The sequence below is a fragment of the Methanohalophilus profundi genome, assembly GCF_004137855.1.
Classification (GTDB): domain Archaea; phylum Halobacteriota; class Methanosarcinia; order Methanosarcinales; family Methanosarcinaceae; genus Methanohalophilus; species Methanohalophilus profundi.
The window spans coordinates 1,166,256-1,191,346 of sequence record NZ_QBKB01000002.1; the positions used below are offsets into that span (position 1 = coordinate 1,166,256).

The 25,091-nt window shown below is 45.3% G+C and carries 30 protein-coding genes; 18 read left to right on the forward strand and 12 right to left on the reverse strand.

Translation table 11 applies throughout. The features are described from left to right. Positions 1 to 3 precede the first annotated feature (3 nt). Complete coding sequence (locus C9889_RS06125; protein WP_394342251.1) at positions 4 to 855, forward strand: geranylgeranylglycerol-phosphate geranylgeranyltransferase; 852 nt, start codon at positions 4 to 6, stop codon at positions 853 to 855. On the opposite strand, the gene C9889_RS06130 is transcribed toward C9889_RS06125, so the two are convergent. Both C9889_RS06130 and C9889_RS06135 read right to left on the reverse strand, forming a co-directional pair. Further along, complete coding sequence (locus C9889_RS06130) at positions 852 to 1,529, reverse strand: RNA ligase partner protein (protein ID WP_129598000.1); 678 nt, start codon at positions 1,527 to 1,529, stop codon at positions 852 to 854. The two genes, C9889_RS06125 and C9889_RS06130, sit on opposite strands and share 4 nt — an antisense overlap. Positions 1,530 to 1,625: 96 nt before the next feature. Continuing rightward, entirely contained in the window at positions 1,626 to 2,327 is a 702-nt protein-coding gene (locus C9889_RS06135) for a (5-formylfuran-3-yl)methyl phosphate synthase (RefSeq protein ID WP_129598002.1), read from the reverse strand. Positions 2,328 to 2,373: 46 nt separating this feature from the next. Between C9889_RS06135 and C9889_RS06140 the strand changes: the two genes are divergently transcribed. Together C9889_RS06140 and C9889_RS06145 are read left to right on the forward strand one after the other, a co-directional pair. Beyond that, a complete protein-coding gene (locus C9889_RS06140; RefSeq protein WP_129598004.1) occupies positions 2,374 to 3,081 on the forward strand; it encodes a HisA/HisF-related TIM barrel protein in 708 nt (235 codons plus the stop codon). Between the two features lie 18 nt (positions 3,082 to 3,099). Further along, positions 3,100 to 3,330, forward strand: a complete 231-nt coding sequence (locus tag C9889_RS06145; protein ID WP_129598006.1) for a hypothetical protein — start codon at positions 3,100 to 3,102, stop codon at positions 3,328 to 3,330. Here the strand turns inward: C9889_RS06145 and tmk are convergent, their stop codons facing one another. Both tmk and C9889_RS10790 read right to left on the reverse strand, forming a co-directional pair. Next, entirely contained in the window at positions 3,331 to 3,930 is a 600-nt protein-coding gene (gene tmk / locus C9889_RS06150) for a dTMP kinase (RefSeq protein WP_129598008.1), read from the reverse strand. Between the two features lie 9 nt (positions 3,931 to 3,939). Further along, positions 3,940 to 4,068, reverse strand: coding sequence for a hypothetical protein (locus C9889_RS10790; RefSeq protein WP_263853985.1), 129 nt, complete (start codon positions 4,066 to 4,068; stop codon positions 3,940 to 3,942). 61 nt (positions 4,069 to 4,129) lie between these two features. Between C9889_RS10790 and C9889_RS06155 the strand changes: the two genes are divergently transcribed. Continuing rightward, on the forward strand, positions 4,130 to 4,798 hold the full coding sequence (locus C9889_RS06155) for a DUF166 domain-containing protein (protein WP_129598009.1): 669 nt from the start codon (positions 4,130 to 4,132) through the stop codon (positions 4,796 to 4,798). Positions 4,799 to 4,800: 2 nt separating this feature from the next. Here the strand turns inward: C9889_RS06155 and C9889_RS06160 are convergent, their stop codons facing one another. Next, positions 4,801 to 6,237, reverse strand: a complete 1,437-nt coding sequence (locus C9889_RS06160; RefSeq protein ID WP_129598011.1) for a methanogenesis marker 14 protein — start codon at positions 6,235 to 6,237, stop codon at positions 4,801 to 4,803. A gap of 12 nt (positions 6,238 to 6,249) precedes the next feature. Next, positions 6,250 to 6,642 (reverse strand): thioredoxin, encoded by a 393-nt coding sequence (trxA, locus tag C9889_RS06165; protein WP_129598013.1) that lies wholly within the window; start codon positions 6,640 to 6,642, stop codon positions 6,250 to 6,252. Positions 6,643 to 6,958: 316 nt separating this feature from the next. Here trxA and C9889_RS06170 point away from each other — a divergent pair, with 316 nt between their 5' ends. Continuing rightward, complete coding sequence (locus C9889_RS06170; RefSeq protein ID WP_225420111.1) at positions 6,959 to 7,939, forward strand: restriction endonuclease; 981 nt, start codon at positions 6,959 to 6,961, stop codon at positions 7,937 to 7,939. Between the two features lie 3 nt (positions 7,940 to 7,942). Here C9889_RS06170 and C9889_RS06175 read toward each other — a convergent pair whose 3' ends face one another. Both C9889_RS06175 and C9889_RS06180 read right to left on the reverse strand, forming a co-directional pair. Further along, positions 7,943 to 8,155 carry a hypothetical protein gene (locus C9889_RS06175; RefSeq protein WP_129598017.1) on the reverse strand — a complete coding sequence of 71 codons (213 nt, stop codon included), beginning with the start codon at positions 8,153 to 8,155 and terminating at the stop codon, positions 7,943 to 7,945. 94 nt (positions 8,156 to 8,249) lie between these two features. After that, the gene (locus C9889_RS06180; protein WP_129598018.1) at positions 8,250 to 9,227 is read right to left on the reverse strand and encodes a radical SAM protein; all 978 of its coding nucleotides are present in this window, start codon (positions 9,225 to 9,227) and stop codon (positions 8,250 to 8,252) included. A 214-nt stretch (positions 9,228 to 9,441) separates the two neighbouring features. On the opposite strand from C9889_RS06180, the gene C9889_RS06185 reads away from it, so the two are divergent. From C9889_RS06185 to C9889_RS11215, 11 genes are all read left to right on the forward strand, one after another. Continuing rightward, positions 9,442 to 10,488 (forward strand): Coenzyme F420 hydrogenase/dehydrogenase, beta subunit C-terminal domain, encoded by a 1,047-nt coding sequence (locus C9889_RS06185; RefSeq protein ID WP_129598020.1) that lies wholly within the window; start codon positions 9,442 to 9,444, stop codon positions 10,486 to 10,488. Between the two features lie 71 nt (positions 10,489 to 10,559). Further along, positions 10,560 to 10,841, forward strand: coding sequence for an Asp-tRNA(Asn)/Glu-tRNA(Gln) amidotransferase subunit GatC (gatC, locus tag C9889_RS06190; RefSeq protein WP_129598022.1), 282 nt, complete (start codon positions 10,560 to 10,562; stop codon positions 10,839 to 10,841). Between the two features lie 9 nt (positions 10,842 to 10,850). After that, on the forward strand, positions 10,851 to 12,272 hold the full coding sequence (gene gatA, locus C9889_RS06195; protein ID WP_129598024.1) for an Asp-tRNA(Asn)/Glu-tRNA(Gln) amidotransferase subunit GatA: 1,422 nt from the start codon (positions 10,851 to 10,853) through the stop codon (positions 12,270 to 12,272). After that, positions 12,273 to 13,703 (forward strand): Asp-tRNA(Asn)/Glu-tRNA(Gln) amidotransferase subunit GatB, encoded by a 1,431-nt coding sequence (gene gatB / locus C9889_RS06200; protein ID WP_129598026.1) that lies wholly within the window; start codon positions 12,273 to 12,275, stop codon positions 13,701 to 13,703. A gap of 88 nt (positions 13,704 to 13,791) precedes the next feature. Continuing rightward, positions 13,792 to 13,941 (forward strand): 50S ribosomal protein L40e, encoded by a 150-nt coding sequence (locus C9889_RS06205; protein ID WP_013038400.1) that lies wholly within the window; start codon positions 13,792 to 13,794, stop codon positions 13,939 to 13,941. Between the two features lie 8 nt (positions 13,942 to 13,949). Next, a complete protein-coding gene (locus C9889_RS06210; RefSeq protein WP_129598028.1) occupies positions 13,950 to 14,693 on the forward strand; it encodes a geranylgeranylglyceryl/heptaprenylglyceryl phosphate synthase in 744 nt (247 codons plus the stop codon). Positions 14,694 to 14,721: 28 nt separating this feature from the next. After that, the gene (locus C9889_RS06215; RefSeq protein WP_129598030.1) at positions 14,722 to 16,440 is read left to right on the forward strand and encodes an ABC transporter ATP-binding protein; all 1,719 of its coding nucleotides are present in this window, start codon (positions 14,722 to 14,724) and stop codon (positions 16,438 to 16,440) included. Between the two features lie 92 nt (positions 16,441 to 16,532). Further along, positions 16,533 to 16,880: a phasin family protein gene (locus C9889_RS06220; RefSeq protein WP_225420013.1), complete on the forward strand. Its 348-nt coding sequence runs from the start codon at positions 16,533 to 16,535 to the stop codon at positions 16,878 to 16,880. Positions 16,881 to 16,943: 63 nt separating this feature from the next. Continuing rightward, positions 16,944 to 18,593, forward strand: a complete 1,650-nt coding sequence (locus C9889_RS06225) for an ABC1 kinase family protein (RefSeq protein WP_225420014.1) — start codon at positions 16,944 to 16,946, stop codon at positions 18,591 to 18,593. A gap of 61 nt (positions 18,594 to 18,654) precedes the next feature. Continuing rightward, on the forward strand, positions 18,655 to 19,038 hold the full coding sequence (locus C9889_RS11210) for a winged-helix domain-containing protein (protein ID WP_318531539.1): 384 nt from the start codon (positions 18,655 to 18,657) through the stop codon (positions 19,036 to 19,038). Further along, positions 19,038 to 19,619, forward strand: coding sequence for a DUF128 domain-containing protein (locus C9889_RS11215; protein WP_318531540.1), 582 nt, complete (start codon positions 19,038 to 19,040; stop codon positions 19,617 to 19,619). The genes C9889_RS11210 and C9889_RS11215 overlap by 1 nt, the downstream gene beginning before the upstream one ends. 156 nt (positions 19,620 to 19,775) lie before the next feature. On the opposite strand, the gene C9889_RS06235 is transcribed toward C9889_RS11215, so the two are convergent. Together C9889_RS06235 and C9889_RS06240 are read right to left on the reverse strand one after the other, a co-directional pair. Further along, a complete protein-coding gene (locus C9889_RS06235; RefSeq protein WP_129598036.1) occupies positions 19,776 to 20,903 on the reverse strand; it encodes an isocitrate/isopropylmalate dehydrogenase family protein in 1,128 nt (375 codons plus the stop codon). 27 nt (positions 20,904 to 20,930) lie between these two features. Beyond that, a complete protein-coding gene (locus C9889_RS06240; protein ID WP_072561160.1) occupies positions 20,931 to 21,413 on the reverse strand; it encodes a 3-isopropylmalate dehydratase small subunit in 483 nt (160 codons plus the stop codon). A gap of 205 nt (positions 21,414 to 21,618) precedes the next feature. Here C9889_RS06240 and C9889_RS06245 point away from each other — a divergent pair, with 205 nt between their 5' ends. Together C9889_RS06245 and C9889_RS06250 are read left to right on the forward strand one after the other, a co-directional pair. After that, positions 21,619 to 22,212 (forward strand): diacylglycerol/polyprenol kinase family protein, encoded by a 594-nt coding sequence (locus C9889_RS06245; RefSeq protein WP_129598038.1) that lies wholly within the window; start codon positions 21,619 to 21,621, stop codon positions 22,210 to 22,212. A gap of 219 nt (positions 22,213 to 22,431) precedes the next feature. Continuing rightward, positions 22,432 to 22,716: a UPF0058 family protein gene (locus C9889_RS06250; protein WP_129598040.1), complete on the forward strand. Its 285-nt coding sequence runs from the start codon at positions 22,432 to 22,434 to the stop codon at positions 22,714 to 22,716. A gap of 7 nt (positions 22,717 to 22,723) precedes the next feature. Here the strand turns inward: C9889_RS06250 and rimI are convergent, their stop codons facing one another. Then, entirely contained in the window at positions 22,724 to 23,209 is a 486-nt protein-coding gene (gene rimI / locus C9889_RS06255; RefSeq protein WP_129598042.1) for a ribosomal protein S18-alanine N-acetyltransferase, read from the reverse strand. A gap of 19 nt (positions 23,210 to 23,228) precedes the next feature. Further along, positions 23,229 to 25,061, reverse strand: a complete 1,833-nt coding sequence (gene arcS / locus C9889_RS06260; RefSeq protein ID WP_129598044.1) for an archaeosine synthase subunit alpha — start codon at positions 25,059 to 25,061, stop codon at positions 23,229 to 23,231. Positions 25,062 to 25,091: the final 30 nt, after the last annotated feature.

Below are 25,091 nucleotides of genomic sequence, written 5' to 3' on the forward strand. Positions count from 1 at the left end.
AGGCTGGCCAATTCAATGCACGCTTATCTCCAACTAATGCGTATTGCCAATTGTGCAATGGCAGCCTTTGCAGCAGTGATTGGCGTGTTAATCGCTTTTAGAATCATTTTTGAACAACCCCTTCAGGCATTTCCATTCTTTGAAGCAGGGTCCGTGGGAATTGTAGTAATACTTGTAACGGGGGCCGGCAATACCATTAACGATTATTTTGATGTGGCTATTGATACGATAAACAGGCCTGACAGGCCGATTCCCTCTGGAAGGGTAAGCAAGAAACAGGCTCTTTTCTTTGCTGCATTCCTTTTCATAGTCGGAATTGCCATTGCTTGGTTCACTAATCTGGTCTGTGCTTTAATAGCGCTTTTCAATTCTCTCCTGCTTGTCCTGTATGCCCGCAGTCTTAAGACGACTCCCTTTTTTGGCAATGCTGCGGTGGGTTACCTGACAGGTTCCACTTTTCTTTTCGGTGCCGCTGTATTTGGGATAGAAGGATTGTATGCCCTTTCGGTATTATTCCTGCTTGCAACCCTGGCTACAATTGCACGGGAAATTGTGAAGGATATCGAGGATATGGAGGGAGATCTAAAAGCAGGAGCAACCACTCTCCCCCTTCTCATCGGGAAAAAACAGGCAGGGCTTGTAGCTTCGGTTCTTGCCCTGATAGGTATTGCTGCCAGTCCTTACCCTTACCTGAATTCCATACTGGGTGAATATTACCTTCCTCTGGTGGGTATTGCTGACCTTCTTTTTATAGCGGCTGTCTATGCAGTGCTGAAAAATGACCCGGCCCTTTCCTCCAAACGCTTCAAACTGGCTATGTTCATGGCATTGTTTGCCTTTGTGGCAGGTGCTTAACGGGATGTATGTCTGAGATATTCCTGCAACATCCGGGGAAAGGTTTCGGCGGGAACAAATCTCACTCCCAATTGTTCGGCCCATTTCTGAATCCCGTAATCCTTGGCAACTACGGCTGCATCAAGTTCTTTTGCCAGCAGTAGCACATCGATATCAGGCGCACTGTCCAGTATTCCGTAACGCAGGGCTGAGCGGTATTTGTTGCGGAATTTGTTCACAACGGAACCCACTACTTCGCGATCGATATCCCTTTCCACCATTTGTTTGGTTTCTGCCTGTGAATTCTGGATAAGACATTCGCGGGAAGCCTCACGTATTGCTTCCTCTGCCACATTCATGCCTTTGTTGATCCTCTCCCTCATGTAGGATACGTATTCGTGGAAGATGCGGGAGGGAATCTGTACCTCATACCTGTCAGGGGTTTTCTTGACAAGCCATGTATCAATCTTTGCCACTACTTCCGGGTCACAGTTATTGTTATTTGCAAATTCCTGAAGTTCATTATAAACAGAAGGGAAGGGGACATAGCAGCTGATCTGCAGATGCAGCCGGGCATCAGCTATCAGGTCCAGAATTTCTTTCATACCTGCGCAGATGGTATTCTGTCCCAGTGACTGGCGGGCCTGAATATCGGTAAGCCCGGTGGTATCCATTATAAATCTCTGTCTCAACATGTTACCTCCCCTCTATAAATATAATATAAAAATATCCCTGCTGTTTGAAAAAGTTTGTCTGTATGTCAAGCAGGGACTCACGAATATAATAAGATATTAGCTAAGACGGGCGCGAAGCTGTTCTACAAGTTCCTGCCTGATGGATGTACTACGATCCCCGCCACAGACGATACCCCTGACACCCAGGATATCCGGCTTGATGTTCTTTATTGCTTCTATATCATCGAATTTGATACTGCCTGCCAGAGCCGTTTCCAGGCCACTTGCATGTGCTTTTTCAACGAAATCCTTAAGCTGTGCTTCATTGAGGAACTCGAAGGTGGAACGTCCGTCCTTCACCCCCGTATCAACCATGACCAGGTCAACTCCTGCCTTTGCACCAATTGCCGGTAAGAGAGCCGGATCGATGGAATTGATCCTCGCATAATCGGAATATGCACATGCGACGACTTTCGGAACATTGTCCATTGTCCTGACAGCTTCGGTGATTCCTGCAAGCATCTCATAGGCCTGTTCCTCGGTCTGGATATCATACAGGCCGATTTTGACATAATCCGCACCTGCAGCTGCTGCACCATAGGCAGCAAGGGCAGCGGTGCCGGGTTTGTAGTTAAAATCCCCCAGAGCCGCACTGATGGGTTTTTGGTTCCCTACAGTTTCCTTTACTCCTTTGATCACTCCCGGGAAATTGGCACCAAGAGAGCCTTCCTTTGGATTTTTGACATCGATAATATCTGCACCGCCTTTCAGGGCGGAGATTGCTTCTTCTTTATTAATAGGACTAACCAGCAGTTTCATGTAATGGCCTCTTTTTTATAGGATGGAATAAAGTGTCATATTAAATATGTTTCGAATTGTCTTTGTATTGGATATATATAATGGTATTGCAGTCCACGCTCGGGGAGGTGACCGGAAAAACTACCATGCGGTTCATCTGTCCAGTCAGGTATGTGAAACTTCCAGTCCCTCTGGTATTATTGAAACTCTCAATCCCCGGGAAGTCTATATTGCCGACCTCAATATACTGCAGGGGGAAGGGGAAAACAAAGAGAATATTGATGAATTAAAATCCCTTTCATCCAAATCGAAAGTCATGTTGGACGGCGGTGTAGACAGGCAGGAGGATGCGGATAAATGGCTGCGAATTGCCGATACTCTGGTGCTGGGCACTGAAACGGCTCCAATGGATGTGATCAGGAAGCTGGCTGCCAGGTATCCGGGCCGCATAAGTGTGAGCATAGATCGCAAAAATGGTCAATTACTGTCTAAATCATCGGATATCCCTGAAAATCCGGATCAGGCAATAGAAATACTCAATGAGTTTCCCTTAAAAGACATAATTTATCTGGATCTGGACCGTGTAGGCACCTCTTCAGGGATGGACATCGATATGCTTTCCCATCTTGCTGAAATATCCCGCCATCCCCTTCTGCTGGGGGGTGGTGTGCGGGATATGGCAGATATTGCAGAACTTGAAAACGCCGGGATTTCAGGTGCACTTGTCGCAACGGCAGTGCACAAACAAGTTATACCAGTAAAACAACTACGATAAAAAAATCAGGTGATAACTATGGATGAAAATACATTTGAGGATGTTGAAGCAGCGTATCATGAAATAAAAATGGGTGGAGGATGGTACCTTACCATCTCACTTGAAACCAGTGAAAAGTATGAAAAAGAATATGTGGAGATTGCAAAGGAAAGAGGGGGCCAGAAACGGGGACGTTTTAATCTCAATCCCAAATATGCAAGACAGCTGGGAGAGGCCCTTATCGAATTTGCCGACTCCAATGAGCTTTGATCATTCAAGTTCTTGGATGGCTTTATCTACTTCCTTTTTCACTTTTTCCAGACTCTGTGATGCGTCTATGATTACAAATCGCTGAGGATTTTCTTCTGCAAGTTGCAGGAATACATTGCGAACCCCTGAAAGGAAATCCACCTTTTCAAACTTGGTCTGTGCGTCACGACTGTCACATCTTGATACGGCAATTTCGGGTTCGATATCAAGCAGCAAAGTGAGGTCCGGCACAACGGTCCATCCTTTGTGCAACTGCTTGATCCACTCCACCGGCTCATCGAACCTGTCCTTAAGGGTAGATGACTGATAGGCAATTCTGCTGTCTGAGTACCTGTCTGAAATTATCACTCTGCCAGCTTCAATTGCAGGTTTGATCGTATTTCGGATGTGTTCTGCATGATCGGCTGTGAACAATAAGAGCTCGGCAAGGGGATCAACGTCCGACTGGATTGCCCGCATCACAGCCTGACCGATCCAGTCTTTTGTAGGTTCCCTTGTAAAAATAATATCCGAATAAAGGGGATTTTGTTTCAGGTATTCCATTATGGTGGTCTTGCCCGACCCGTCGATCCCTTCGATGGTGACAAGTTTTCCTTTCATTTATATCTCTCAGGTACGGACGGTGTCTTCACTGCCACATTGGGGACATTTTATAGGCATGAAGTTGGGGTCTGTCTGGAATACGAAGCTGCATGTATTGCATACAAAATATACCTTTGATTGGTCTATGTCATCCATATTTTCACCTGTATAATATTTACGGGTAAATAATATAACTATATTCTCCATTTTCCATTGTATGGCCATTGTAGGAGTAATTACAAGAGGTAAGTATGGCAACCGATTGATAGATACGCTCCATCAACATTCGGATTTTACTGTAAAAACTGCCTCCCTGCCTGCCAGGATACCCGATTTTCTGGATGAGCCGGAAGAATTTGTAAAGAAACTGGACATCAATCCGGATGTATTTAATGCAGACACCATAATAACTTACTCTCTGCATCCCGATATTACACCGGTGATTGCCCGCCTGGCCGGGAAAGCCGGTGTGTCCTCATTGATCGTACCCGGGGGCTCGGCCAGGGCCCCGCTTGTCGAACTGGACAAAATATCTTCTGAATATGGTATCCATATCGAGGTGGATGAGATATGCTGTACCCTTCCGGAGAAGGAAGAAACAGCACCATATTCCAGCGTATTCGGTCTTCCGGAATTCGAAGTCTCCACTAAAAACGGCTATATATCGGATGTCCGGGTCCTGAAAGGCGCACCCTGCGGCAGCACATGGAAAATGGCGGAAAAACTAATAGGTATAAGAGTGGAGGATGCCCCGGCAAAGGCAGGTTTGTTAATCCAGCAATACCCTTGCAGGGCCGTCAGAGGGCAGCTGGGAGGAATTCATGATTCGGCGGAATTACATAAAAAAGCAATGGAGAAGGCTCTAAAAACCCTCTCCGAGGAATGAACTTACTGGCTTTGCAATTTTATCCTGTCCTTGAGGATACATTTTCCACCTGTATGGCCACCCAGAGGATTATGAGGCGTTCCCAGAGAGTTCATACATCTTGCCATGACCGCTGCACCTCTGGCAAGTCCGTCATCGACAAATACGATCTTTTCTTCGATTTTATCTCCCAATCCCAGTGTTTCCAGTTTTTCAAGGACAAGTTTGGGTTTGTCTCCTGATATGGCGGCCCTTCCGGTGATTCCAATGGAAGTTTCAGGAAATACAACTCCTTCTTTCTGTGCCACTTCCACAAGACGGTAGATTACACCTGCCATCACTTCATCGATTACTGCGAACAGGACCTTGAGTCCCTCTTCTTTGTAAATCTGCGCACCCAGCTCTGTTAGTTCATCCATTCTTGAACCATTGGTACCGACATCACATCCAATGAGCACGACCCCAATTTCGGCTGCAGCGGCAGGATTTACAGGGACACTTCCATAACGGGTGACATTTTCAGGTACCTTTTCGATAGATATCTTTTCCATTAGGCGGTTTGCATATTCCTTTATTTTCTTCCCCTTCAGGAACATGGTAATCATGCCCGGAGGCTTTTGGTCAAAGACATCAAGAGCGGTTCCCAGTTCCAAATCCACAAGCTGGGTTCCACGGATTATAGCATCGGGAATGGCTCCGGCATAGCCACAGAAGTTGCCAATGGTCTTTGCATATGGCTCTTCGGGGCTGATGATCCGTCCATCGAGTGTGGTTCCAAAGTCCATCGATAAACAGGGGTTACGGAAATCCACATCCACCCATTGTGCTCCTTCTTTAATACCGGCGGTTGCAAGTTCCCCCTCCATTTCATTGGCCACAATTTCCACACCGGTGGCGCCTGTGGGAGGAAGAACGCTGGCAACTGCACCATCAAAAATAACTTTATTGAGTTTGCTGAACTTCTGGAATCTGGGGTTTATGTTATCCTGGGACATCGGAGGCGTCATGTTCCTGGGAGGTACGCCCGCTATAAGGCAGCCGTCTGCAAGAGCTTTGATAAACTCTCCCACTTCTTCCGGTGCATCGAATCCGGCCACCACTCCGGTGGATCGGACAACGAAATGAATATCTTTTTTTATGTCGAGGTTGGCTTTTTTGACAGCCTCCAGGAGCGTGTTCCTGACAAGTTCTGCCACGGATTCACTGCTTAATTCCACCCCTGTAAGCGTCTTGCCGAATATTTCCTCTCCAGGTTTTGGTTGTCTTACATCCCTTGTCATCCTTACGGTTTTCACCACATGGTATGTTGTACCCTTTTCAAGGTCTGTGGCCGTCAGGATGCATTTGGTGGTCGTATTGCCCACTTCTACAGAGGCCACTATGAAATAGGAATTGGATTTTGATTTCAGGTCTATCAGTCTTACGGAAGGAGTTTCGGCAATCCTGGGTTTGTGTGACATAAAATCTGTCCCTCAGAGGTATGATTTAATTTTTTCCTGTATGCTTGCCTGTGGCAATGCACCTACCATTCGGTCTGCAAGTTGCCCATTTTTGAACACAAGAAGGGTCGGAATCGCAGTAATCTGGAATTTTCTCGCAGTAACCTGATTCTGGTCCGTATCGAGTTTGCCAAAAACAACGTCTCCCTGCATCTGCCCGGCAAGAGAGTCTATTATCGGTCCGACCCTTTTGCAGGGACCACACCATTCTGCCCAGCAGTCCACTACAACAAGTGGATAACGGCTTACAAAGTCTTCAAAATCGGCATCTGATACTATCATAGCTTCTGCAGGCCAGTTGGTCTTTTCGAGATCTGTCCTTATCTCTTCCATTCTTCTCTTCCTTATTTCTTCGAGTTCGTCCATGCTTCCCCTCGCATTATTTAGATATTTCATAAGCTATATCTGTGATTCTGATAAATTAGCTATTGTACTGCATACATTTAAAGGTTTGTATGGTTATTCACAAATAGTGCACAACCACCAATTGCCCGTCCAGGAGGGGTTTCCATTACAAAAGCAGATAGTGAAAAATCAAGCAATCGCACAATATTCGATCAGAAATGTGTAACCTGTGGCACGTGGATGGATAGAATAGAGAATAAAAATAAAAATGCTACCAGAACAGTAACATATTCCTGTCCAGAATGTGGTCTGTCCTACACAGTGGATGAATGATTTGATGTGGGAAATTAATCAACTGCTCAATCTTGTCCCTTATGATTTTGAAAGGCTCGTAGCTCACCTTTTTGATAAAATGGGCTATAATACCCGATCGACACAACAAAGCAGGGACGGTGGTGTAGATATCGAAATATCGATTGATAATTTTGGTCTTTCCCATCGATGGCTTGTCCAGGCCAAACGTTATTCAGGGCCTGTCGGAGTCAAGGAAGTGCGTGAATATGGCAGTTTGTCCTACAGGGAAAATGTGGATGGAGTAATTATTGTTACCACTTCCAGTTTTACCGGTGAAGGAAGAAAGGAAGGGGCAAAACACAACATCAAGCTGATAGAAGGCCCACTGCTTACCGAGATGCTTAACCATTATTGTCCTGATGAAGGGGAGAGTTTCCACCGGAAAGGACGGGGGGTTGATGTGCTTGAAACCGGGGAGGAGGTTTTTGGAAGACATAGCGCAACAATTGAAGGAGACAGGATATGGCTGGTACTCACAAAGAAACATATGTATTTTGAAAAAATAACTATCACTCTTTTCTCAAAGAAAAAAGAACTTATCAGGAGAATTGATGCAAGTTCCATTATAGGTTTGAAACAGGATACAAACTTGCTCTATATCGTAATCGATGAGAAAAATCCTGAGGTATTGGCCCTTTCGGTCAGGGAGCCGAAAAATTTTGCAGAGAATCTTGAACTGTTTCGTCCTTCTTTTCTGAGGGGCGAAACCCTCCTGAAATTTGAAAAGGAAAAAAAGGGTTGTCTGGTGCTCACCAACCGCAGATTTCTCATGATGGATAAAGGTAACACCGAAATTATCAGGTTGAAAGACATTGCAGGGGCAGAGATTGAGAAACAGGGTATTTTACACAAGGATAAACTTGCAATCCTTGAATCAAAGGAAAGTATTACCAGGCACATATATGATGTGGAAAACGCCTCTGAATGGGGGGAGGCAATCCTGAAAGGCCTGGGAAAGGAATGAATGTTATTTAAGCTGTTGCAAATAGCGCTGGTTCTTGAATACCCGTGTAATCAATGTGGCCACAAAAGCAATAGCAATACCAAGCAATAGAACAAGTACCAGATTCCCTTCTTCGGCATACTGGAGAAGGAAATAAAAGAGCAGAGCAGTCAGGGCAATCCCTGCTATTATGATATAGCCCACATTGATGTTATAGAGTTTTTCTAACAGACTCATAGTCACCCCTTGGAATCCCTTTGCAATAAATACTTTCCTTAATTTCCACACATTGGCATCTTTTATAAATATGCAGGATTTTTTTACTTGGTTTTCATCCCAGGTCTCTATGGGGCCCCAGGTCACAACCTGTGCATGGCAGACACATTGTCCTGAACAGTCTTGTATCAAGCCCGGCTTGATCCAGCTCTTCTCTCAGGAAACGGGTGAGTTTGAGGATACGCTCCTTTGAAGGCCTCTCTATATTAACCTCCCCCTTTCTGAGGGAATGGCTTGTTGCGGGTCTCAGGATAGGAACCACACCTCTTCGTACAAGTTCCCGTATTCCTTGCATTACCGTTTCATCATCTTCTCCCAAACCAATTATGAAATTGGAACAAACCCTGTTCTTGCCAAACATCCGGACAGCTTCGGAAAGGTAATCCAGTATAAAATCAAGGTCCTGTTCGCCACAGAGCTCGCTGTAAAGCTGGCGGTCCATGGTCTCTACATTATATTTTATCTCATCTGCGCCGGCCTCTCTTAGCAGTTTGTTGGAATTGATTGTGGGATATACTGAAACCCCGATGGGTACATGGTACTTTTTGCACTTCCTGACAACCTCAACTGCCCTGTCAACTTCCTTTTCAACTGTCTCATCAACCCCGGCAGTGATGGATATGGCTTTCATCTTTCCTGTATCATGTGCTTTTTCTATCATGTCCAGCACTTCTTCCACTGATTTGACCCTGCCGTTGAGTTTTGGGACCGGGCAGAATTTACAGTCAAATATACAGGTCTCTGTCATATTGATATATGCTTGCTCGGGACAGTGAAGCAATTCTTCTTCAATTTGTCCGCAGGCAAGGAGTTTCTCATTTTTGTAGATACAGATATTGCCATCCTCCTCAATCGCTTTTAAAGGGGATTTTGCATCTGCTCCAAGTTTTACCCGTCGTCCTCCGGAACTAAAAAAGAAACCTACTTTACCGGCACCAGGTCCTGCACTTGAAACAATGGTTTTTCCGAGTAGGTTTTCATCGATTGCCACTCTTCCTGTTGCCAGTAATTCGGCTTTGGTCTGGGCATCCATGTGCTCATGTTGGGTAGTAAGATTAATTATAGTTTTCTGCCATCAATTTATAATGGTGCATGGACATCCTATTGTAGACAGTTTTTGCGGTGGATATAATGAAGCAGGATCCTATTTGTAAAAGAGAAGTCGCAGAAGACACTTCTTTCCAGAAGGAGTATGACGGTGAGACCTATTATTTTGCTCCAGTGAATGCCTGAAAACATTTAATGAGATGAAAAAAAGCGTAATACGTCTCAAACGCAGTCTTGACGAAAAAAAACGTGTTTCTTTTGGCAAACTTAACAAAGATGTTATCAAGCCGGGTATCTGTACCCTTTGCGGCGCATGTGCTGCATCCTGTGAATCCATAGCAATAGAGAATAAACGTCCCAAAATAGTAGGCCCATGTACGTCCTGCGGCGTGTGTTATAACCAGTGCCCTCGCACGATTACTACTGAAGAGGAACTTGTGGGTAAACTCAGGTTTGCATACAGTGCCAAAAGCCTGCTTCCCCAACACAATGGACAGGATGGAGGTGCTGTTACGGCATTGCTGGTGTATGGACTGGAGGAAGGCCTGATTGATTGTGCGGTAGTAACCACTCATTCAAAGGATCAACCCTGGAAACCGGTTGCAATTATTGCTGAGGATCGTGCACAGGTGCTTGAGTCCTCTGGTAGCATGTATTCTCACAGCATGACAATGGAACAGTTGATGCAGGCCATCCAGCAAGGTATGCGAAGTATTGCTTTTGTGGGTCCAAGTTGCAATATAGATGCAGTTTACAAGATGCAGCACAGTCCCTATGGATTTTTGCATCTGTTCATGAGAGCCAATGTGCTGCGTCTGGGACTATTCTGTATGGACACATTTTCTTACGAAGGTATCAAGGAATTTGTTGAAAACCATGGAATGAGACTTGCGGATATTGATGCAATGAAGATTCGTAAGGGTAAGTTTGAGTTTGAGCAGGCAGACAAGGTAAGCAGGTTTTCTCTGTCCGAATTTGATGAATACAGGTCTTCCTCATGCAAGTTCTGTACCGACATGGCGGCAGAAAATTCCGATATAAGTTTCGGGGGTGTGGGTACGCCGGATGGTTACACCACGGTTTTTGCCCGGTCCAGTATTGGTTATGAGATATTCAATGAAGCTGTGGAAAATGGTTTCCTGGAGGCCCGGCCCCTGGAGGATTATGAGATGGACAGGGTGCTCAATCTTGCCAGGATGAAAAAGGTACAGATGTATGGTGTAAACCGCAGGAGTAAAAAGACCTGATAAGAACATATTAATAGCATTACCTTTTGTGTAACACATACGCTATATAACGCTTACAGAGGCTTCATATTATGATTACAAAGGAACAGGTAGAACACATCGGCTGGCTTGCACGGGTCAACATCGATGAGGAGGATGCTTTTGAATTTGCATCGGAACTAAGCACTGTGCTGGATTATTTCGGACAGCTGGATGGGGTGGATACCTCGGATGTCAAGCCTACATACCACGTTGCCGATGTCATGAATGTATTCAGGGAAGATGAGCCAACAGGTTCCCTGGAGCAGGATTCCATTCTTGCAAATGCTGAAGAGATACAGGATGGCTACATTAGAACTCCAAAGATCATCTGAGGGCCAAAAATGCTGGATGGTTTATCTGATATAAGAATCAAGATAGGTTCCTCATCAGCCGAGGATGTTGTTGCCTTCTATCTGGAAAGAATAGAAAAAAGTGACATTAATGCTTTCACCTGTATTGCAGAAGATGCTATTGATCAGGCTAAAAAAGTCGACTCTCTGGACATAGAAGGGCCTCTTGCAGGTGTGCCCATCGCAATCAAGGATAATATTTCCACCAAGGGATTATCCACAACCTGCAGTTCTGCCATCCTTGAGGGTTATGTGCCACCCTATGATGCTCACGTGATCGAAAGATTGCGAAAGGCAGGTGCAGTGATAATCGGTAAATCCAACATGGATGAGTTTGGTATGGGAACCTCCACTGAAACAAGTATCTACGGTCCAACTCTTAACCCGTGGGATACAGAAAGAGTGGCCGGTGGGTCCTCGGGGGGCAGTGCTGCTGCTGTAGCTGCAGGGCAGGTTCCTGTCTCGCTGGGTTCGGACACAGGTGGCTCGGTGCGCTGTCCGGCGGCCTTTTGTGGGGCTGTGGGCCTGAAACCGACCTATGGGGCAGTTTCCAGATACGGCCTTGTATCCTATGCCAATTCCCTGGAGCAAATCGGCCCTCTGGCAAATCGCGTGGAAGATGTAGCAGCCCTGATGGACGTTATCGGTACATATGATAACCGGGATTCAACCTGTGTCAAACATGATACCGGTTATACTGATGCCCTTCAGGACGATGTGGAAGGGTTAAAGATCGGAGTTCCTGCTGAATACTTCGGGGAAGGCATCGATGATAATGTACAGAAACTGGTATGGGATGCTATTGGCAAGTTCGAGGATATGGGAGCTGAGTACACAAAAGTTTCCATGCCAAACACACCCTATGCGCTGGCAGCGTATTATATTATAGCCATGAGTGAAGCCTCCTCAAACCTTGCCCGTTTTGACGGCACTCGCTATGGCACCCGTTCAGAAGGCGAGAACTGGCATATGATGGTCTCAAAGACCCGGCAGGAAAAGTTCGGTGCAGAGGTAAAAAGACGTATCCTGCTTGGAACTTATGCTCTTTCTGCGGGTTATCATGACAAATATTACCTAAAGGCCCTCAAGGTACGCACCCTTGTAAAACAGGATTTTGAAAGAGCCCTTGGGGATGTGGATGTATTGATGGCACCCACAATGCCAACACCTGCCTTCAAAATAGGGGAAAAAATGGATGATCCACTGTCTCTGTATCTTTCGGATATTAACACTGTCCCGATTAATCTTGCAGGGGTGCCTTCCATATCAGTCCCTTGTGGCTTTTCCGAAGGTCTGCCTGTAGGACTGCAGGTAATCGGAAACTACTTTGATGAAGCTACTATTCTCAAAGCAGCCAATACCTTTGAGAAAAATACCGATCATCATACTAAACTGGCCGGGGCGGTGGTATAAATGGTATACGAAAATCCCGATGGTGTCATGATAGGCCTGGAGATACATGTCCAGCTAAACAAGCTTGCTACCAAGTTATTCTGTGGCTGTTCCACGGACTATCATACTTCAGAACCCAATACTCATGTATGTCCGGTATGTATGGGCCTTCCCGGTTGTCTGCCGGTGCTGAACAAAAGGGCTGTGGAATATGCTATCAGGATCGGACTGGCCCTAAACTGTGAGATTGTGGAACAAACCCAGTTCCATCGTAAGAATTACTACTATCCTGATCTTCCAAAAGGTTTCCAGACCACCCAGTATGATTACCCGATTGTCAGTGACGGCAGGGTGGTCATTGAAGGTGAGGACGGTGAACATGTCGTTCGTATCAGGCGTGCTCATATGGAGGAAGATCCGGGCAGACTGATGCACATGGGTTCCATTGACAGGTCCAGGGGTACATTGATTGATTACAATCGTTCGGGCATGGCCCTGATTGAGATAGTTTCCGAGCCAGATATGCGCAGTCCCCGGGAAGCCCGACGTTTCCTGGACAAACTGCGTAATATCCTTGAGTATCTGGACGTCTTCGACAGTACCCTGGAAGGCTCGATGCGGGTGGATGCTAATATTTCCATAGGCGGCGGTGACCGAACCGAGGTTAAGAATATATCCTCCCACAAAGGCGCCGAACGGGCCCTGCTCTATGAGATCATGCGCCAGAAGAATATCAAACGGCGGGGAGAAGAGGTTGTTATGGAAACACGTCACTTTGACGAGGCCCGCGGGGTCACGATTTCCATGAGGACCAAGGAAGAAGAGCACGATTACCGTTATTTCCCTGAACCTGATCTGGTACCCATGAGGGTTGGAAGCTGGGTTGACGGTATCCTTGAAACCCTTCCCGAACTGCCGGATGCCAGGCGCAGCAGGTTCATTTCGGACTACGGAATGGTGGATACCCATGCCAAGGCGCTAACATCTGTTATCAGGGTGGCGGATTTCTATGAAGAGGTTGCCTCGCAGGTAGATCCTGCCGCAGCAGCGGTATGGGTTTCCGATGTCCTCAAGGGAGAACTCAATTACCGTGATCTCACCATAGCTTCCTTTACAGTAGAAGATATGGTGAAGATCATTGAGCTGGTAGTCAGTGGTAAGATTACCGAAAAGGGAGCTGTGGAGATCATACGTAGTATCCTTGATGAAGGCGGGTCCCCGATGGACATTGTAAAGGAGAAGGGCCTGCTGAAGGTAGAAGGCGATGTGGTCGACCAGGCTGTAGAGGAAGTTTTGAAAGAAAACCCTGAAGCTCTGGAGGATTACTTTGCAGGTAAGGAAAAATCCCTGAACTTCCTTGTGGGTCAGGTAATGAAGAAAACACGTGGCCGTGCGGATGCCCGTTCAGTACGTGAGATGATGCTGGAGGAAATCGATAAGAATTATCGATGATTCCTCCCCAAAACAATTATATGTTTTGAGGGCTATTTAGCCAGCCCGATACTATTAATTTAATTACAATCATTACAAAGGTGAGAATATGGCAAGATTCCCCGAAGCTGAGGAACGTATACTTAACAAGAAGATCTGCATGAATTGCAATGCCCGTAACGCTGTAAGGGCTGTTAAATGCAGAAAGTGTGGTTACAAAAATCTCCGTGTAAAATCCAAGGAAGTAAAGAGAGGCTGATCTGTCTGATGCAGGTGGAAGAGTACCTCAATGACATCGTGAAGAGGGACGGCTGTGTCCATCTGACACTTATAGACCCCGCCTCCCAAAAACCCGAAAGAGCGGTAGAGATTGCAAAAGCTGCCGTTGAGGGAGGCACCGATGCTATAATGATTGGGGGTTCCACCGGCGCGATGGGTCAGGTTCTTGACCAGACCCTTCAGCTGATGAAAGAACAAATTGATGTGCCGACCATTCTTTTCCCTGGCGATTCCGCAGGCGTGAGTTCATACGCCGATGCTATTTTTTTCATGAGCCTGCTCAATTCCAGGGATATCAATTATATTGTTACCAACCAGGCGATGGGTGCACCTCTTGTACGTAAATTCGGTATTGAACCCATTCCAATGGCCTACCTGATAGTGGAACCAGGCGGTACGGTTGGATGGGTAGGAGATGCACGGTTGCTACCCCGTACAAAACCGGAGCTTGCTGCAGCCTATGCTCTTGCAGGAACCTATTTTGGAATGCGCTATGTGTATCTCGAGGCAGGTTCGGGTGCAGATGAACCGGTTCCAGTTGAAATGGTAGGTGCTGTGAAACATGCTATCGATAAAGGACATTTGATAGTAGGTGGAGGCATCCGTGACCGTAATGCTGCAGCTGCCTGTGCAAAGGCAGGGGCGGATATGATTGTGACAGGTACTGCCGTGGAAGATGCTGGCGATGTCCGCGCAAAGATTGCTGAATTTGTTTCTGCGATCAAAAGTTAAAAATGGATTTCCCTTAATGAGGTGGGAAATGCTTAAAGTAAAAGGTATTTCAAAAATTTACGATTCTTCCTGCGGGAAAAAACAGGTACTTGAGGACATCAGTTTTACCGTACAGAATGGTGAAATATTTGGCATTACAGGTAAAAGTGGTAGTGGCAAATCGACCTTGCTTAAAATTTTGCGTGGAATTGAAAATTTTGACAGTGGGACGATTGAGATTGACGAAACGGCTATAAATCCGGATATGGGCCAATCCGGTCAACGTTTTTTGATGAGCAGTAGCGCCCTTCATCTCCAGCGCAACTTCAGCCTCTGGTCCGGTAAAGCAGTTGAAAATATAATCCGCAGGCTTTATTATGCAAGGGAAGGTTACGAAGCCCTTCCGGATAACGATCATCCTCTTTATGATGAAATGTATGAGGAGGCAATGGCCTATCTGGGTATTGTGGGTTTGAAGGAAAAAGCCCTGCATTTTTCCGGAGCATTGAGTGGAGGAGAAAAACAACGCCTCATTCTTGCCCGCCAGCTTGCATCCCGGCCATCCGTGCTGCTGCTGGATGAGCCTGTCACAATGGCAGGTCCGGATTCCAAACAGCAAATACTGGACATAATTCTTCTTCTGAAAGAAAAACTCAACATTCCTATTCTGGTAGTATCCCACCTTCCGGAAATTTTGAGTTACCTTGCCGATGATATGCTCTACATCGATGAAGGAAAAATTGTGGCATCAGGTGATTCTGGCGAAGTTCTGGATAAGTTCCTTCATGGAATGGCTGATAAAAAACCTCTGGGTACTTTTTCAGAAGAGGTTTGTGTCAGGGCAGAAAATCTTGCCAAGCGATATTCTCTCTGGAGGGTAGGGGAAGTTTTGGACCTGAAAAACATTTCTCTTTCTGTTAACAGGGGTGAGATACTGGGTTTGATAGGCCCTTCCGGAAGTGGGAAGACAACCCTGCTAAGGATGCTTGCCGGCCTCCTCGAACCTCAAAGCGGAAGGGTCCTTTATTCTCTTGAGGATAACTGGATTGATATTTCCCGTTTCAGCCCGCAAAGAATGGAAATGCGCCGCAGAATGAGTATCATGCATCAGGAATTTACCCTATCCCCTCATTCCACAATAGGACAGCATATAGCCTTTAAACTCAGGCTCAAAAGGCAGGGTGCGATAGAACATGCCCGCCAAAAAGCAGAGAAGCTGGGTATTTCTGAAAAGATGCTGGATACGATTTATCAGTTGCCAGATATGGCAGAGGCAGAAAAAGAACAATCCCTTTCAAAAATGGGACTGACACCACAGGTCTACCTTGAATTATTCCCCGCCTGGCCGGACCTCGATGTGGCTAAATATGCAGAACCTGTATTTGATGCTCTGGATCTTTCTTTTGACATACTTGAAAAGAAACCTGCACAGATAAGTGGTGGGGAACATGTGAGGTCCTATATTGCAGTATCTCTTGCCACATCTCCGGATATACTCATGCTGGATGAACCTTTTGGAGATCTTGACCCGATCACCCTGAGAGATGTTACCAATTCTCTCAAGGAAATAAATCGCAGTTTTGGCACGACCATAGTTTTTGTCAGCCATCACATGGATTTTGTGAAAGAAGTTGCTCATAGGGCAGTTTTGTTATCCGGAGGTTTGATGGTTGAAGAAGGGGATGCCCGCCAAGTATGTGATAAATTCATAGAATCAACCGGTGTGACCTACATTGGAAAGGGCATTGAAGGGCTGCTTTCAAAGTAATCCATTTTCCTGCTTATTTTCATTTTCTTTATATACATTGAAAAACAATATACTCTTGGAGGTTTAATAATATGTACGATCCTGTATATTATATGAAAAAATTTGGGCTTTTTACCGTGGGCTTGTATGCCCTGACCGAAGAGAAGATTAATGAATATGTGAAGGACCTCGTCGAAAGTGGGGAAATTAACAGGGAAGAGGGTAAAAAGTTCGTGGCGGATTTGATTGAATCCAAGAGAAAGCAGCAGGAAGAGATGGAGGAAAAGATGTCTTCCCGTGTCAGGGAAGCTTTCAATAAATCCGATGTTGCAACCCAGGAACATGTAAAGAACCTGGAAGAAAAAATCGACCGTCTTGAAAAGATGCTTGCAAAATCTATGGGTGAGGATACATCCTCTGAAGAAAAAGGCAAGCATGAAAAAGATGATGAGTGGTCCTGATACCATTCATCCCTAATATCTTTTTTTGATACTATGGTACCGGGTATTTCTCACAGATATTCAATGGTTAAGCGATACGGGCGTATCATAGATGTACTCGTATCGAACGGATTTGGTTATTTTGTGGATAAAATGGACCTCTGGTCAATGGGGTCTGTTCGCAGTCGTGTCAAGAATCGGTTTGGAAGGGAACGGGAAACTGATACCCGTCCGGAAAGGGCACGGAAGGTACTTGAAGAACTGGGGCCCACCTATGTCAAATTCGGCCAGTTACTCAGCATGCGGGAAGACCTGATACCCCTGAAATACGCACAGGAATTCACAAAACTTCAGAACGATGTCCCCCCTTTTCCTTTTGAAGATGTAAAAGCAGTAGTCAAAAGCGAACTTGGCAGGGATATACCTGAACTCTTTTCTGATTTTGATGAAAAACCGGTAGCAGCTGCATCCATAGGTCAGGTCCATAAAGCACGCCTCCATAGCGGGGAAGATGTGGTTGTAAAGATACAGAGGCCGGGCATTCGCCGCATTATTGAGGCTGACCTGGATATCATGTATAGTCTTGCCGGGTTTGCCCAGCAGCACATCGAGGAAATAAAACTCTATAATCCGGTAGCTGTTGTGGATGAATTGTCAAGGTCCATTCACTCGGAAATGGACTATACTCAGGAAGCAAGGAATATCGAACACTTCCTTTCCAATTTTGAAAACGATCCTGTTATTGTAATTCCCCGTGTATACAGTGATTACAGCAGCGATCGTGTCCTGACCCTGGAATATATTGAAGGGGTAAAATGTAATAAATTTGGAAATCTGGCAAATGAAAATCTGGATCGGAATAAACTTGCCACAGATGTTTCTGAAGCTTTTATGAAACAGGTTTTTGAACATGGTTTTTTCCATGCTGATCTCCATTCGGGCAACATATTTGCCCTGGAAGGCGGGAGAATCGCCCTGCTGGATTTCGGGATGGCGGGTCATCTTTCCGAAGATATGCGTGGGCTTTTGATAGATGCCCTTATAGCCATAACAAACGGGGATAGTACCCAATACATAGAGGTTATGCGTGATCTGGGAGTAGCTGATGAAAAACTGGATGTGCGTTCCTTCAAAGCGGATTATGATCATTTCCTTTTCAAGTATTATGGGCGCACGCTGGATCAGGTGGATGCCACAGAAGTCTCCTCTGAAATGCTGTCTCTTTTGCGTAAGCATCAGATACAGGTACCTCCTAATATTGCCCTGCTTTTTAAAGGAGTAATGACTGTAAGTGGGTTTGCTATGCAAATGGTCCCGGATTTCAATGTAACTGAGATCGCCGAGCCCTATGCACGTAAGTTCATGAAAAAACGCTTTTCTCCGCGTAATATGGCCAAAAACAGTTCAAAGAATCTCTGGTATGTAAGCAGGCTTCTCAGTCGTGCCCCGTTGCAGCTTTCACACATTCTCGAAGTTGCCGAAAAAGGCTACCTGAATCTTAGATTTGAACATGAAGGAACCGACCGTCTCCTTGCGGAAATAAGTGTTGCCTCCAACCGGCTTGCTTTCAGTCTTATCATTTCTGCCATTATAGTTGGTTCTTCCCTGGTTATACAAACCGGCATGGAACCCCAGGTGTGGGGAGTTCCGTTATTTGGTCTGCTCGGTTTCCTTGCTGCCGGGATTTTCGGTATGGGTCTGATTATATATATTATTAGGACTGGAAGTCTATAATATCACAATTTACATATTGCAAATATGCTAAATATAATGTCCATAAAAACGGAGAAATCCCATGACTGACCCCCAGATCGAAAGAAAACTTATCGAAATCATGCGTATTATCAATGAAAGTGACAGGCCTGTAGGAGCCCGTATCATTGCCGACGAATTACGCAACAGGGGTTACAATCTTGGTGAAAGGGCTGTACGCTATCACCTCAGGATACTGGACGAGCGCGGCTTTACCGAAAAACACGGCTATACAGGTCGCTCCATAACACTAAAGGGCAAGGAAGAACTGGAAGAGGCCCTTATCGGTGACAGGCTTGATTTTGTAATCACAAGGATTGAGGATTTAATCTATCGCACAGATTATGATCCCGTAAAAAGGGAAGGGAATGTGATTGTAAACGTATCCTATGTGGACAAGGATGATTTTGAAAAACTGCCAGTTTGATGAGAAGTGCAGTTGATTACTCAATAAGTCCCAGGGTGAAATTTTTTGAAGAAGATTCGGAGGATATATTCGTTCCACCGGGGAAAGTGGGGATTGCGACAGTTTGCAGTATTACTTTTGATGGGATCCTCCTGCGGCATGGCATTCCGGTCAAGCCTAATTTTGGAGGAATTCTTTCCGTGGAAAACAATGAACCAGTGGTTTTTAAAGACCTTATTTCGTACAGGGGTACATCTATAGACCCGATTAAGATTTTTTTGATGCGCCAGTCCACATCGGTAACAGGATTGCTTCAGTCGGGTTCTGGCACCATACTGGCTAATATGCGTAGTATTCCACAATCTGCTGTTGGAGATGCCAGTCTTCTTTTCCGGCAACTGCATGAATCTGATATAGGCGGGTTGCTTGCGATGGATAACGAATCGGGTAATGTGCTGGGAGCACCTGTAGATGTTGGTATGTCGGGGATTGTTGTTTCTGTAGGCGTAAATGCCCTGGCGGTTGTTGAAGAATACGGTATTGATGTAAATACCCGACCCGTTTCAACTATTATGGATTATGGAACAATGAAATCCCTGTGAGACCATTTATTTTCATGTTGAATTTAGATCATCGTAGGGTTTCAGGAATTGTGCTTCCAGCTCATCCCTGTGAACTTAAGTTCTGCACCTATTGATCAGGTGCCTGAAAAAGGGAGGTATACATCACCCCATCAGCAAACCTCCCTAAAATTTCACTTATTCTTCAAGTATTATTCTTGCTATGTCATCTCCCACATCGGAAGTTTTGGCGCTGCCTCCCATATCATAGGTTTTGACATTGTTTTCTATTATGTTCTGTTCAATTGCAGAAACAATACTTGCACCAGCTTCGGTTTCTCCGAGTTGGTCTATCAGCATGGAACCGGCCCATATTGTGGCGATAGGGTTGACCTTGTTCTGCCCCTTGTACTTGGGCGCAGAACCGTGGATTGGTTCGAACATGCTGGTTCCTTCGGGATTGATGTTTCCGCCGGGTGCAAGTCCCAGTCCTCCCTGTATCATTGCGCCCAGATCGGTGATTATATCCCCGAACATGTTGGGGGTTACAACTACATCAAACCAGTCGGGATTTTTGACAAACCACATGGTAATGGCATCAACATAATTGAAATCTGTTTCAACATCTGGGTGTGTGGCAGCTACATCTTCAAATTCTTCTCTCCAGAATCCATAGATATCGGTGAGCACATTTGCCTTATCCACAGAAGCCACATGCTTATCACGTTTTTCTGCAAGGTCAAAGGCATACTCGATAACCCTTCTGGTACCCTCTTTGGAGATCATTCCTATCTGATAGGCAATTTCCTCGCTGTCGGTTTCTATGTCAAGGTCAAATTTTGCGGAGTACAGGGAACGTGAGACCTCAAGCATTTCCTTGCTGGTACCCTTCTTGGACCTTCCACCGATTCCGATATAGAAATCTTCAGTGTTTTCCCTTACCACTGTAAAGTCAATATCTTTCGGAGTTTTATCCTTTAGAGGAGTCCATACTCCCTCGAGAAGTTTTATTGGACGCAGGTTAATGTACTGATCAAAATAAAAACGTGCAGCAAGCAGGATGCCTTTCTCGAGTACACCCGGGGCAATCCTGGGGTCTCCTATAGAACCCAGGTATATGGCTGAATAGTCGGACAGTTCTTTGAGTGTGTCCTCGCTCATCAGTTCCCCGGTTTCAAGGTAATGGTCAGCACCGTGCGGATAATCAATCCAGTCCACATCGAATCCGAATTTTTCTCCTGCGGCATCTATAACTTTCATTCCTTCTGCTACAATTTCCGGGCCGATGCCATCTCCGGGAATTACAGGCACTTTATACTGGGTCATTGTTAATTATCTCCGTTATTATTAAGATTAATCGATTATCTTTCGTGTGTACTCTATCAGTCCACCGGCGTTTACAATCTCCCTTACAAAATCAGGTAAGGGGGTTGCCTGATACTTTTCTCCTTTGGACAGGTTCTCGATTACACCGGTGGAAATATCCACTTTAAGTTTATCGTTCTCATCTATACTGTCGGTATCAGCACATTCCAGTAATGGTACACCGATGTTGATTGCGTTTCTGAAAAAAATTCTTGCAAAGGATTTTGCAATAACGCATCCAACCTTTGTCCCTTTTAATGCCAGGGGTGCATGTTCTCTGGATGATCCGCAGCCAAAATTGCTTCCAGCAACGATTATGTCATTTTCCTTTACATTTTCTGCAAAATCTGGTCTCACTCCTTCGAATGCATGTGCTGCAAGTTCTTCAGGGGTGTTTAGGACCAGAAATCTTCCCGGGATAACCGCGTCAGTATCCACGTCATCTCCGAATTTCCAAACTTTTCCTTCCATTCTATCACCGGCAAATCAAATCACTGGATGAGATGGCATCTTGTATCCAGAATTGTGCTAATAATACAAAATAATCATATAATAATCTCATCCTTGAATGGTATATTTTTCCCACATTTCATCTGAAATAATAATTTGTAGCATCATGTATGGTTATATCGGGTTTCCAATAACAAAATATATCCATTTATCTGCCAGATTCCAGATGATGGCAGCTTATAATAATGATCCATTGTGTGGCGAAAAGGCGCTTCCTTTACGCAAAATTGTTCATATGTCGGGAGTGGCGGTTCCCTTTATAGCGGATATTTATGGCAGGGAATATGCCGCACTGGCACTTGCAGGTGCAACACTTATTTTTCTCATAACGGAAGCTATCAAAGCGTCTGAAAAGAAAAGGTATGTGTATGGTCTTTTATGGAGGAACAGGGAGAAGGAAGTGTTCGCACTGGACCCTTTGCTTTACATTCTATCTTTCTTTGTCCTTCTGGGTCTGAGTTATTTTGTAAATGCAGGTATATGTTATGCTTCCATGGTAGTCCTGGCTCTGGGTGATGGAGTAGCACCGCTGATCGGTCGTCTGGGAAGTTTGCGCCTGCCCGGTTCATGTAAGACGGTGGAGGGCACCATCGGAGGAGTAATCCTGTCTTCTATAGTAGGATTTTATTTTGTTGGAGTGCTGGCCGTTGTTGGTAGTGTGGCCGGTATGGTCACGGAATGTTCAATTTCCCGCCATGACAACCTTTTTATACCATTTGCTGCACTTGTGGCAATGCTTTTAGGGAATATACTTTTTTAAAATTAATATGTAAAATAATTTTATACACTTTCTCTCATTAAATTGGAATCTGCATTCTTGTATGTAGGATTGTTAATTATTATTAGTTGAAATTAAATAGGAAAAAATATATAGCACAACACGGAAGGGGGTTTCCATAGGGAATGATTTTATCTAACTCATTTAGATTCTATTTCTGAATCTATGCTGCTTTAAATTGATATAAAACAGGTTGTTACAATGCACAAAGATGAACTGATCCAGTTGCATACTTTGATGGCCCAAATCAAAAGGTATCTGGAAGATCAGGGTGTAGAACATGATTTTGAGGATTATAATTCTCTCTCCATAAGTCCGGTTCACATCCATCGAAGCAAAGCAGAACACAAGCATGCAATCTTTATCCTCGGTAATCACCTGGCATCCATCATTTCAGAAGACGAGATATCCAGTGTGAGCAGGACCTCTGTCAGGATGCAGGAATTTGCCGAGAGATCGGGACATGGGGTTTCACATCGTAATTGAACGGAACTTAAGATATGGCAGACCAATCATCTGCCATTAAGTCTTCATGCAAACCTACGGGATATAGATATTTCTTCATAATTATTCCACATCCCCCATCGATATAATAACCCGGTTCATACCAGCAGTCGACAAACCCCATGCGACTATAAAGACTCCTGGCTTTTTTATTGCTGGCACGTACTTCCAGGCGCATATATTTTACATTCCGGTTGCGAAAATGTCTCTGTATTACCTGCAATAATGCCTGACCGATTCCCCTTCTCCGGAATTCTTTTTTAACGGCAAGGGAAAATATCCTCCCCTCCTGTTCACTACTGCGGTATCCCATTACAAAACCTGTAATGGTCTTCCCGCTTTCAGCGACAAGAAAACCTTCCGGATTCATTTCATAGAAATCCATGTAGGTGTAGGGGTCATGGTCCTCGAACGCCTCCATTTCAATCTGCAGCACCTCGGCAAAGTCCCTTCCTTCGAATTTTCTAAACAGCAATGTAGCCCCTCCCGGGCCTTTATAATTTTTTGACGTGCCTTACATCCACGGCAATGCCCCGGTTTGAACATATCATCTCAGGGCCGCTCATTGCAGCACGTCCAACACAGAATGCTTTATCTCCGCATATGAACACTTCATCATTGGGGCGAATCCGTTCATCGGCATTGATGACTCCCGGTGCCAGTATTGAACCGCGTGGCACGAAATCATCGATATTTACAACATAATCTCCTGTTTCAATAATCCTCTTAGCCCCTTCGATGGTCAGGGCTATCGTACCATTTTCGGGTATCAGGGTTATGAGTTGTTCCTTATCCAGAAATGCCTGGTAGCGGGGGAAAGGGGCTTTTATTTTTGAATCAGGGGGTAATAGTTTTTCACCGGAACCTGCACCAAACTGGTAATCTGCAATGGCTTTTAGCATGTCCCGTCTGTAATCTCCCCTGTAGCTGAGCCCGCTACATAATTCTTTTAATGTATCTTCCAGTTTGTGCAGGGAGTTTGGGGAGGTCACATTTCCGTCGGAGGTGTAAGTTATTTCCAATCCGAGTTTTTTGGACACGTTCTCACATATACTGCGATATTCATCTTCCACATGTGCTACAATATGTTTGTAAGGATGTTTGCGCAGGAAGTCCTCCAGACATTTCTCGACCCAACTGTGTTCCTCCGCATCCCAGTAGCCCGTTACTGTGGTGTCATAATGTGCTGCAGGATATGTGACTTCCAGTTCCCGGGGTACTATTCCCAGAGGTGAGGTAATTATGACTTCCTGCACAAGTTTAAGATTCTTTCCAAGTGCCTTGCGGAATCTGGAATGGGTCATAGAAATAGAATAAGGTTTGCGGGCCGAACAGGGTAAAAGTAGCAGGACATCTTTTTCTGGTGGTGTGTATCTCTGCTGTACTCGTCGGGCAAAGCGTACAACTTCAGGCCTTGTCAGGGATTCAGAGGTTGTTGCAAGCAGGGGTGCGGGTTTGAATAGGGCTGTTCTTTCTTCGAGGAAATCGTATTCTGCATCACTCAGGCGCAGCATTGCCACAAGGGCTGGGTCATGACGGCATCTTCCTTCCACGTATTCCCTGAGAGAGGCACTGTGTATCCGTTGTCTGACAAGGGCGACTTCTGCCTCAAGGGTGGCGATGTTATGTTTTTCAAGTAGGCGGGCGCGTTGCTTTTTATCCATATCCTTTAATTCTTTTGCACTCATGCCGCTGCAATGGGCACAGCAGCAGGGTAATTCTGCAAGCCTGTCCAGATGGATGATACCGGCTGTTGTCATGTATTTATCTTCAAAGGCCGCGATCGTTGCCCTTGTCGTATCCAGGATGTCCACTCCCAGATAAATCAGCATGGCAACATTTTCCGGCAGGGCGATATTCGGTGCATAAAGGGCCGAATCAGGTGCAATGTTCTCCCTGGTCTCCATGAGATTGGCCAGCAGCCTGCGAGGATTGCCTTCATGGCAGCCGATGCCGTCTGCCACATAGAGGTCCCGGGTAGTTTCCGGGTCTCTTTCAGAATAGGCTATACCCGTGGGTCCCTCGTCAGCTGGCACATCAATCTTTTCACAGGTAACATCTCCTGCTACCATGGGCGAATATGTGCAGGAAGGCATGATTATGAGTTTATTTTTTCCCACATTTTCTCTTAACCTCAGGGTGGCTTGTGTTGCTGCTTTTCCACTACCGAAATGCCATTGGTTGCCTGGATATATTATATCTGCTTCTGTCTCTGGTTTGAGGGAAGAAGTGTCAATTACCGTTGGTGTAGGCATTGTGTTGTTAAGATAGAGGCTTCCCGTTCTTGCAGCCCCATCTCTCTGGTGGACTTCAAAGTATCTGGTCATGGCATAGAATAGAACTATATAGATGTAAAC

What these genes read in the sequence shown, in the direction of transcription:
- C9889_RS06220 (WP_225420013.1), top strand. Translation starts at nt 16,533, where the DNA reads ATGAAAAAATTTGGGCTTTTTACCGTGGGCTTGTATGCCCTGACCGAA.
- C9889_RS06240 (WP_072561160.1), bottom strand. Translation starts at nt 21,413, where the DNA reads ATGGAAGGAAAAGTTTGGAAATTCGGAGATGACGTGGATACTGACGCG.
- C9889_RS06140 (WP_129598004.1), top strand. Translation starts at nt 2,374, where the DNA reads ATGTTTCGAATTGTCTTTGTATTGGATATATATAATGGTATTGCAGTC.
- arcS (WP_129598044.1), bottom strand. Translation starts at nt 25,061, where the DNA reads ATGACCAGATACTTTGAAGTCCACCAGAGAGATGGGGCTGCAAGAACG.
- C9889_RS10790 (WP_263853985.1), bottom strand. Translation starts at nt 4,068, where the DNA reads ATGGATGACATAGACCAATCAAAGGTATATTTTGTATGCAATACATGC.
- C9889_RS06245 (WP_129598038.1), top strand. Translation starts at nt 21,619, where the DNA reads ATGATGGCAGCTTATAATAATGATCCATTGTGTGGCGAAAAGGCGCTT.
- trxA (WP_129598013.1), bottom strand. Translation starts at nt 6,642, where the DNA reads ATGGACGAACTCGAAGAAATAAGGAAGAGAAGAATGGAAGAGATAAGG.
- C9889_RS06210 (WP_129598028.1), top strand. Translation starts at nt 13,950, where the DNA reads ATGCAGGTGGAAGAGTACCTCAATGACATCGTGAAGAGGGACGGCTGT.
- C9889_RS06235 (WP_129598036.1), bottom strand. Translation starts at nt 20,903, where the DNA reads ATGACCCAGTATAAAGTGCCTGTAATTCCCGGAGATGGCATCGGCCCG.
- C9889_RS06160 (WP_129598011.1), bottom strand. Translation starts at nt 6,237, where the DNA reads ATGTCACACAAACCCAGGATTGCCGAAACTCCTTCCGTAAGACTGATA.
- C9889_RS06135 (WP_129598002.1), bottom strand. Translation starts at nt 2,327, where the DNA reads ATGAAACTGCTGGTTAGTCCTATTAATAAAGAAGAAGCAATCTCCGCC.
- C9889_RS06130 (WP_129598000.1), bottom strand. Translation starts at nt 1,529, where the DNA reads ATGTTGAGACAGAGATTTATAATGGATACCACCGGGCTTACCGATATT.
- C9889_RS11210 (WP_318531539.1), top strand. Translation starts at nt 18,655, where the DNA reads ATGACTGACCCCCAGATCGAAAGAAAACTTATCGAAATCATGCGTATT.
- C9889_RS06250 (WP_129598040.1), top strand. Translation starts at nt 22,432, where the DNA reads ATGCACAAAGATGAACTGATCCAGTTGCATACTTTGATGGCCCAAATC.
- C9889_RS06215 (WP_129598030.1), top strand. Translation starts at nt 14,722, where the DNA reads ATGCTTAAAGTAAAAGGTATTTCAAAAATTTACGATTCTTCCTGCGGG.
- C9889_RS06180 (WP_129598018.1), bottom strand. Translation starts at nt 9,227, where the DNA reads ATGGATGCCCAGACCAAAGCCGAATTACTGGCAACAGGAAGAGTGGCA.
- C9889_RS06225 (WP_225420014.1), top strand. Translation starts at nt 16,944, where the DNA reads ATGGTTAAGCGATACGGGCGTATCATAGATGTACTCGTATCGAACGGA.
- C9889_RS06145 (WP_129598006.1), top strand. Translation starts at nt 3,100, where the DNA reads ATGGATGAAAATACATTTGAGGATGTTGAAGCAGCGTATCATGAAATA.
- C9889_RS06155 (WP_129598009.1), top strand. Translation starts at nt 4,130, where the DNA reads ATGGCCATTGTAGGAGTAATTACAAGAGGTAAGTATGGCAACCGATTG.
- C9889_RS11215 (WP_318531540.1), top strand. Translation starts at nt 19,038, where the DNA reads ATGAGAAGTGCAGTTGATTACTCAATAAGTCCCAGGGTGAAATTTTTT.
- gatC (WP_129598022.1), top strand. Translation starts at nt 10,560, where the DNA reads ATGATTACAAAGGAACAGGTAGAACACATCGGCTGGCTTGCACGGGTC.
- tmk (WP_129598008.1), bottom strand. Translation starts at nt 3,930, where the DNA reads ATGAAAGGAAAACTTGTCACCATCGAAGGGATCGACGGGTCGGGCAAG.
- C9889_RS06185 (WP_129598020.1), top strand. Translation starts at nt 9,442, where the DNA reads ATGAAAAAAAGCGTAATACGTCTCAAACGCAGTCTTGACGAAAAAAAA.
- gatB (WP_129598026.1), top strand. Translation starts at nt 12,273, where the DNA reads ATGGTATACGAAAATCCCGATGGTGTCATGATAGGCCTGGAGATACAT.
- C9889_RS06175 (WP_129598017.1), bottom strand. Translation starts at nt 8,155, where the DNA reads ATGAGTCTGTTAGAAAAACTCTATAACATCAATGTGGGCTATATCATA.
- C9889_RS06170 (WP_225420111.1), top strand. Translation starts at nt 6,959, where the DNA reads ATGTGGGAAATTAATCAACTGCTCAATCTTGTCCCTTATGATTTTGAA.
- gatA (WP_129598024.1), top strand. Translation starts at nt 10,851, where the DNA reads ATGCTGGATGGTTTATCTGATATAAGAATCAAGATAGGTTCCTCATCA.
- C9889_RS06205 (WP_013038400.1), top strand. Translation starts at nt 13,792, where the DNA reads ATGGCAAGATTCCCCGAAGCTGAGGAACGTATACTTAACAAGAAGATC.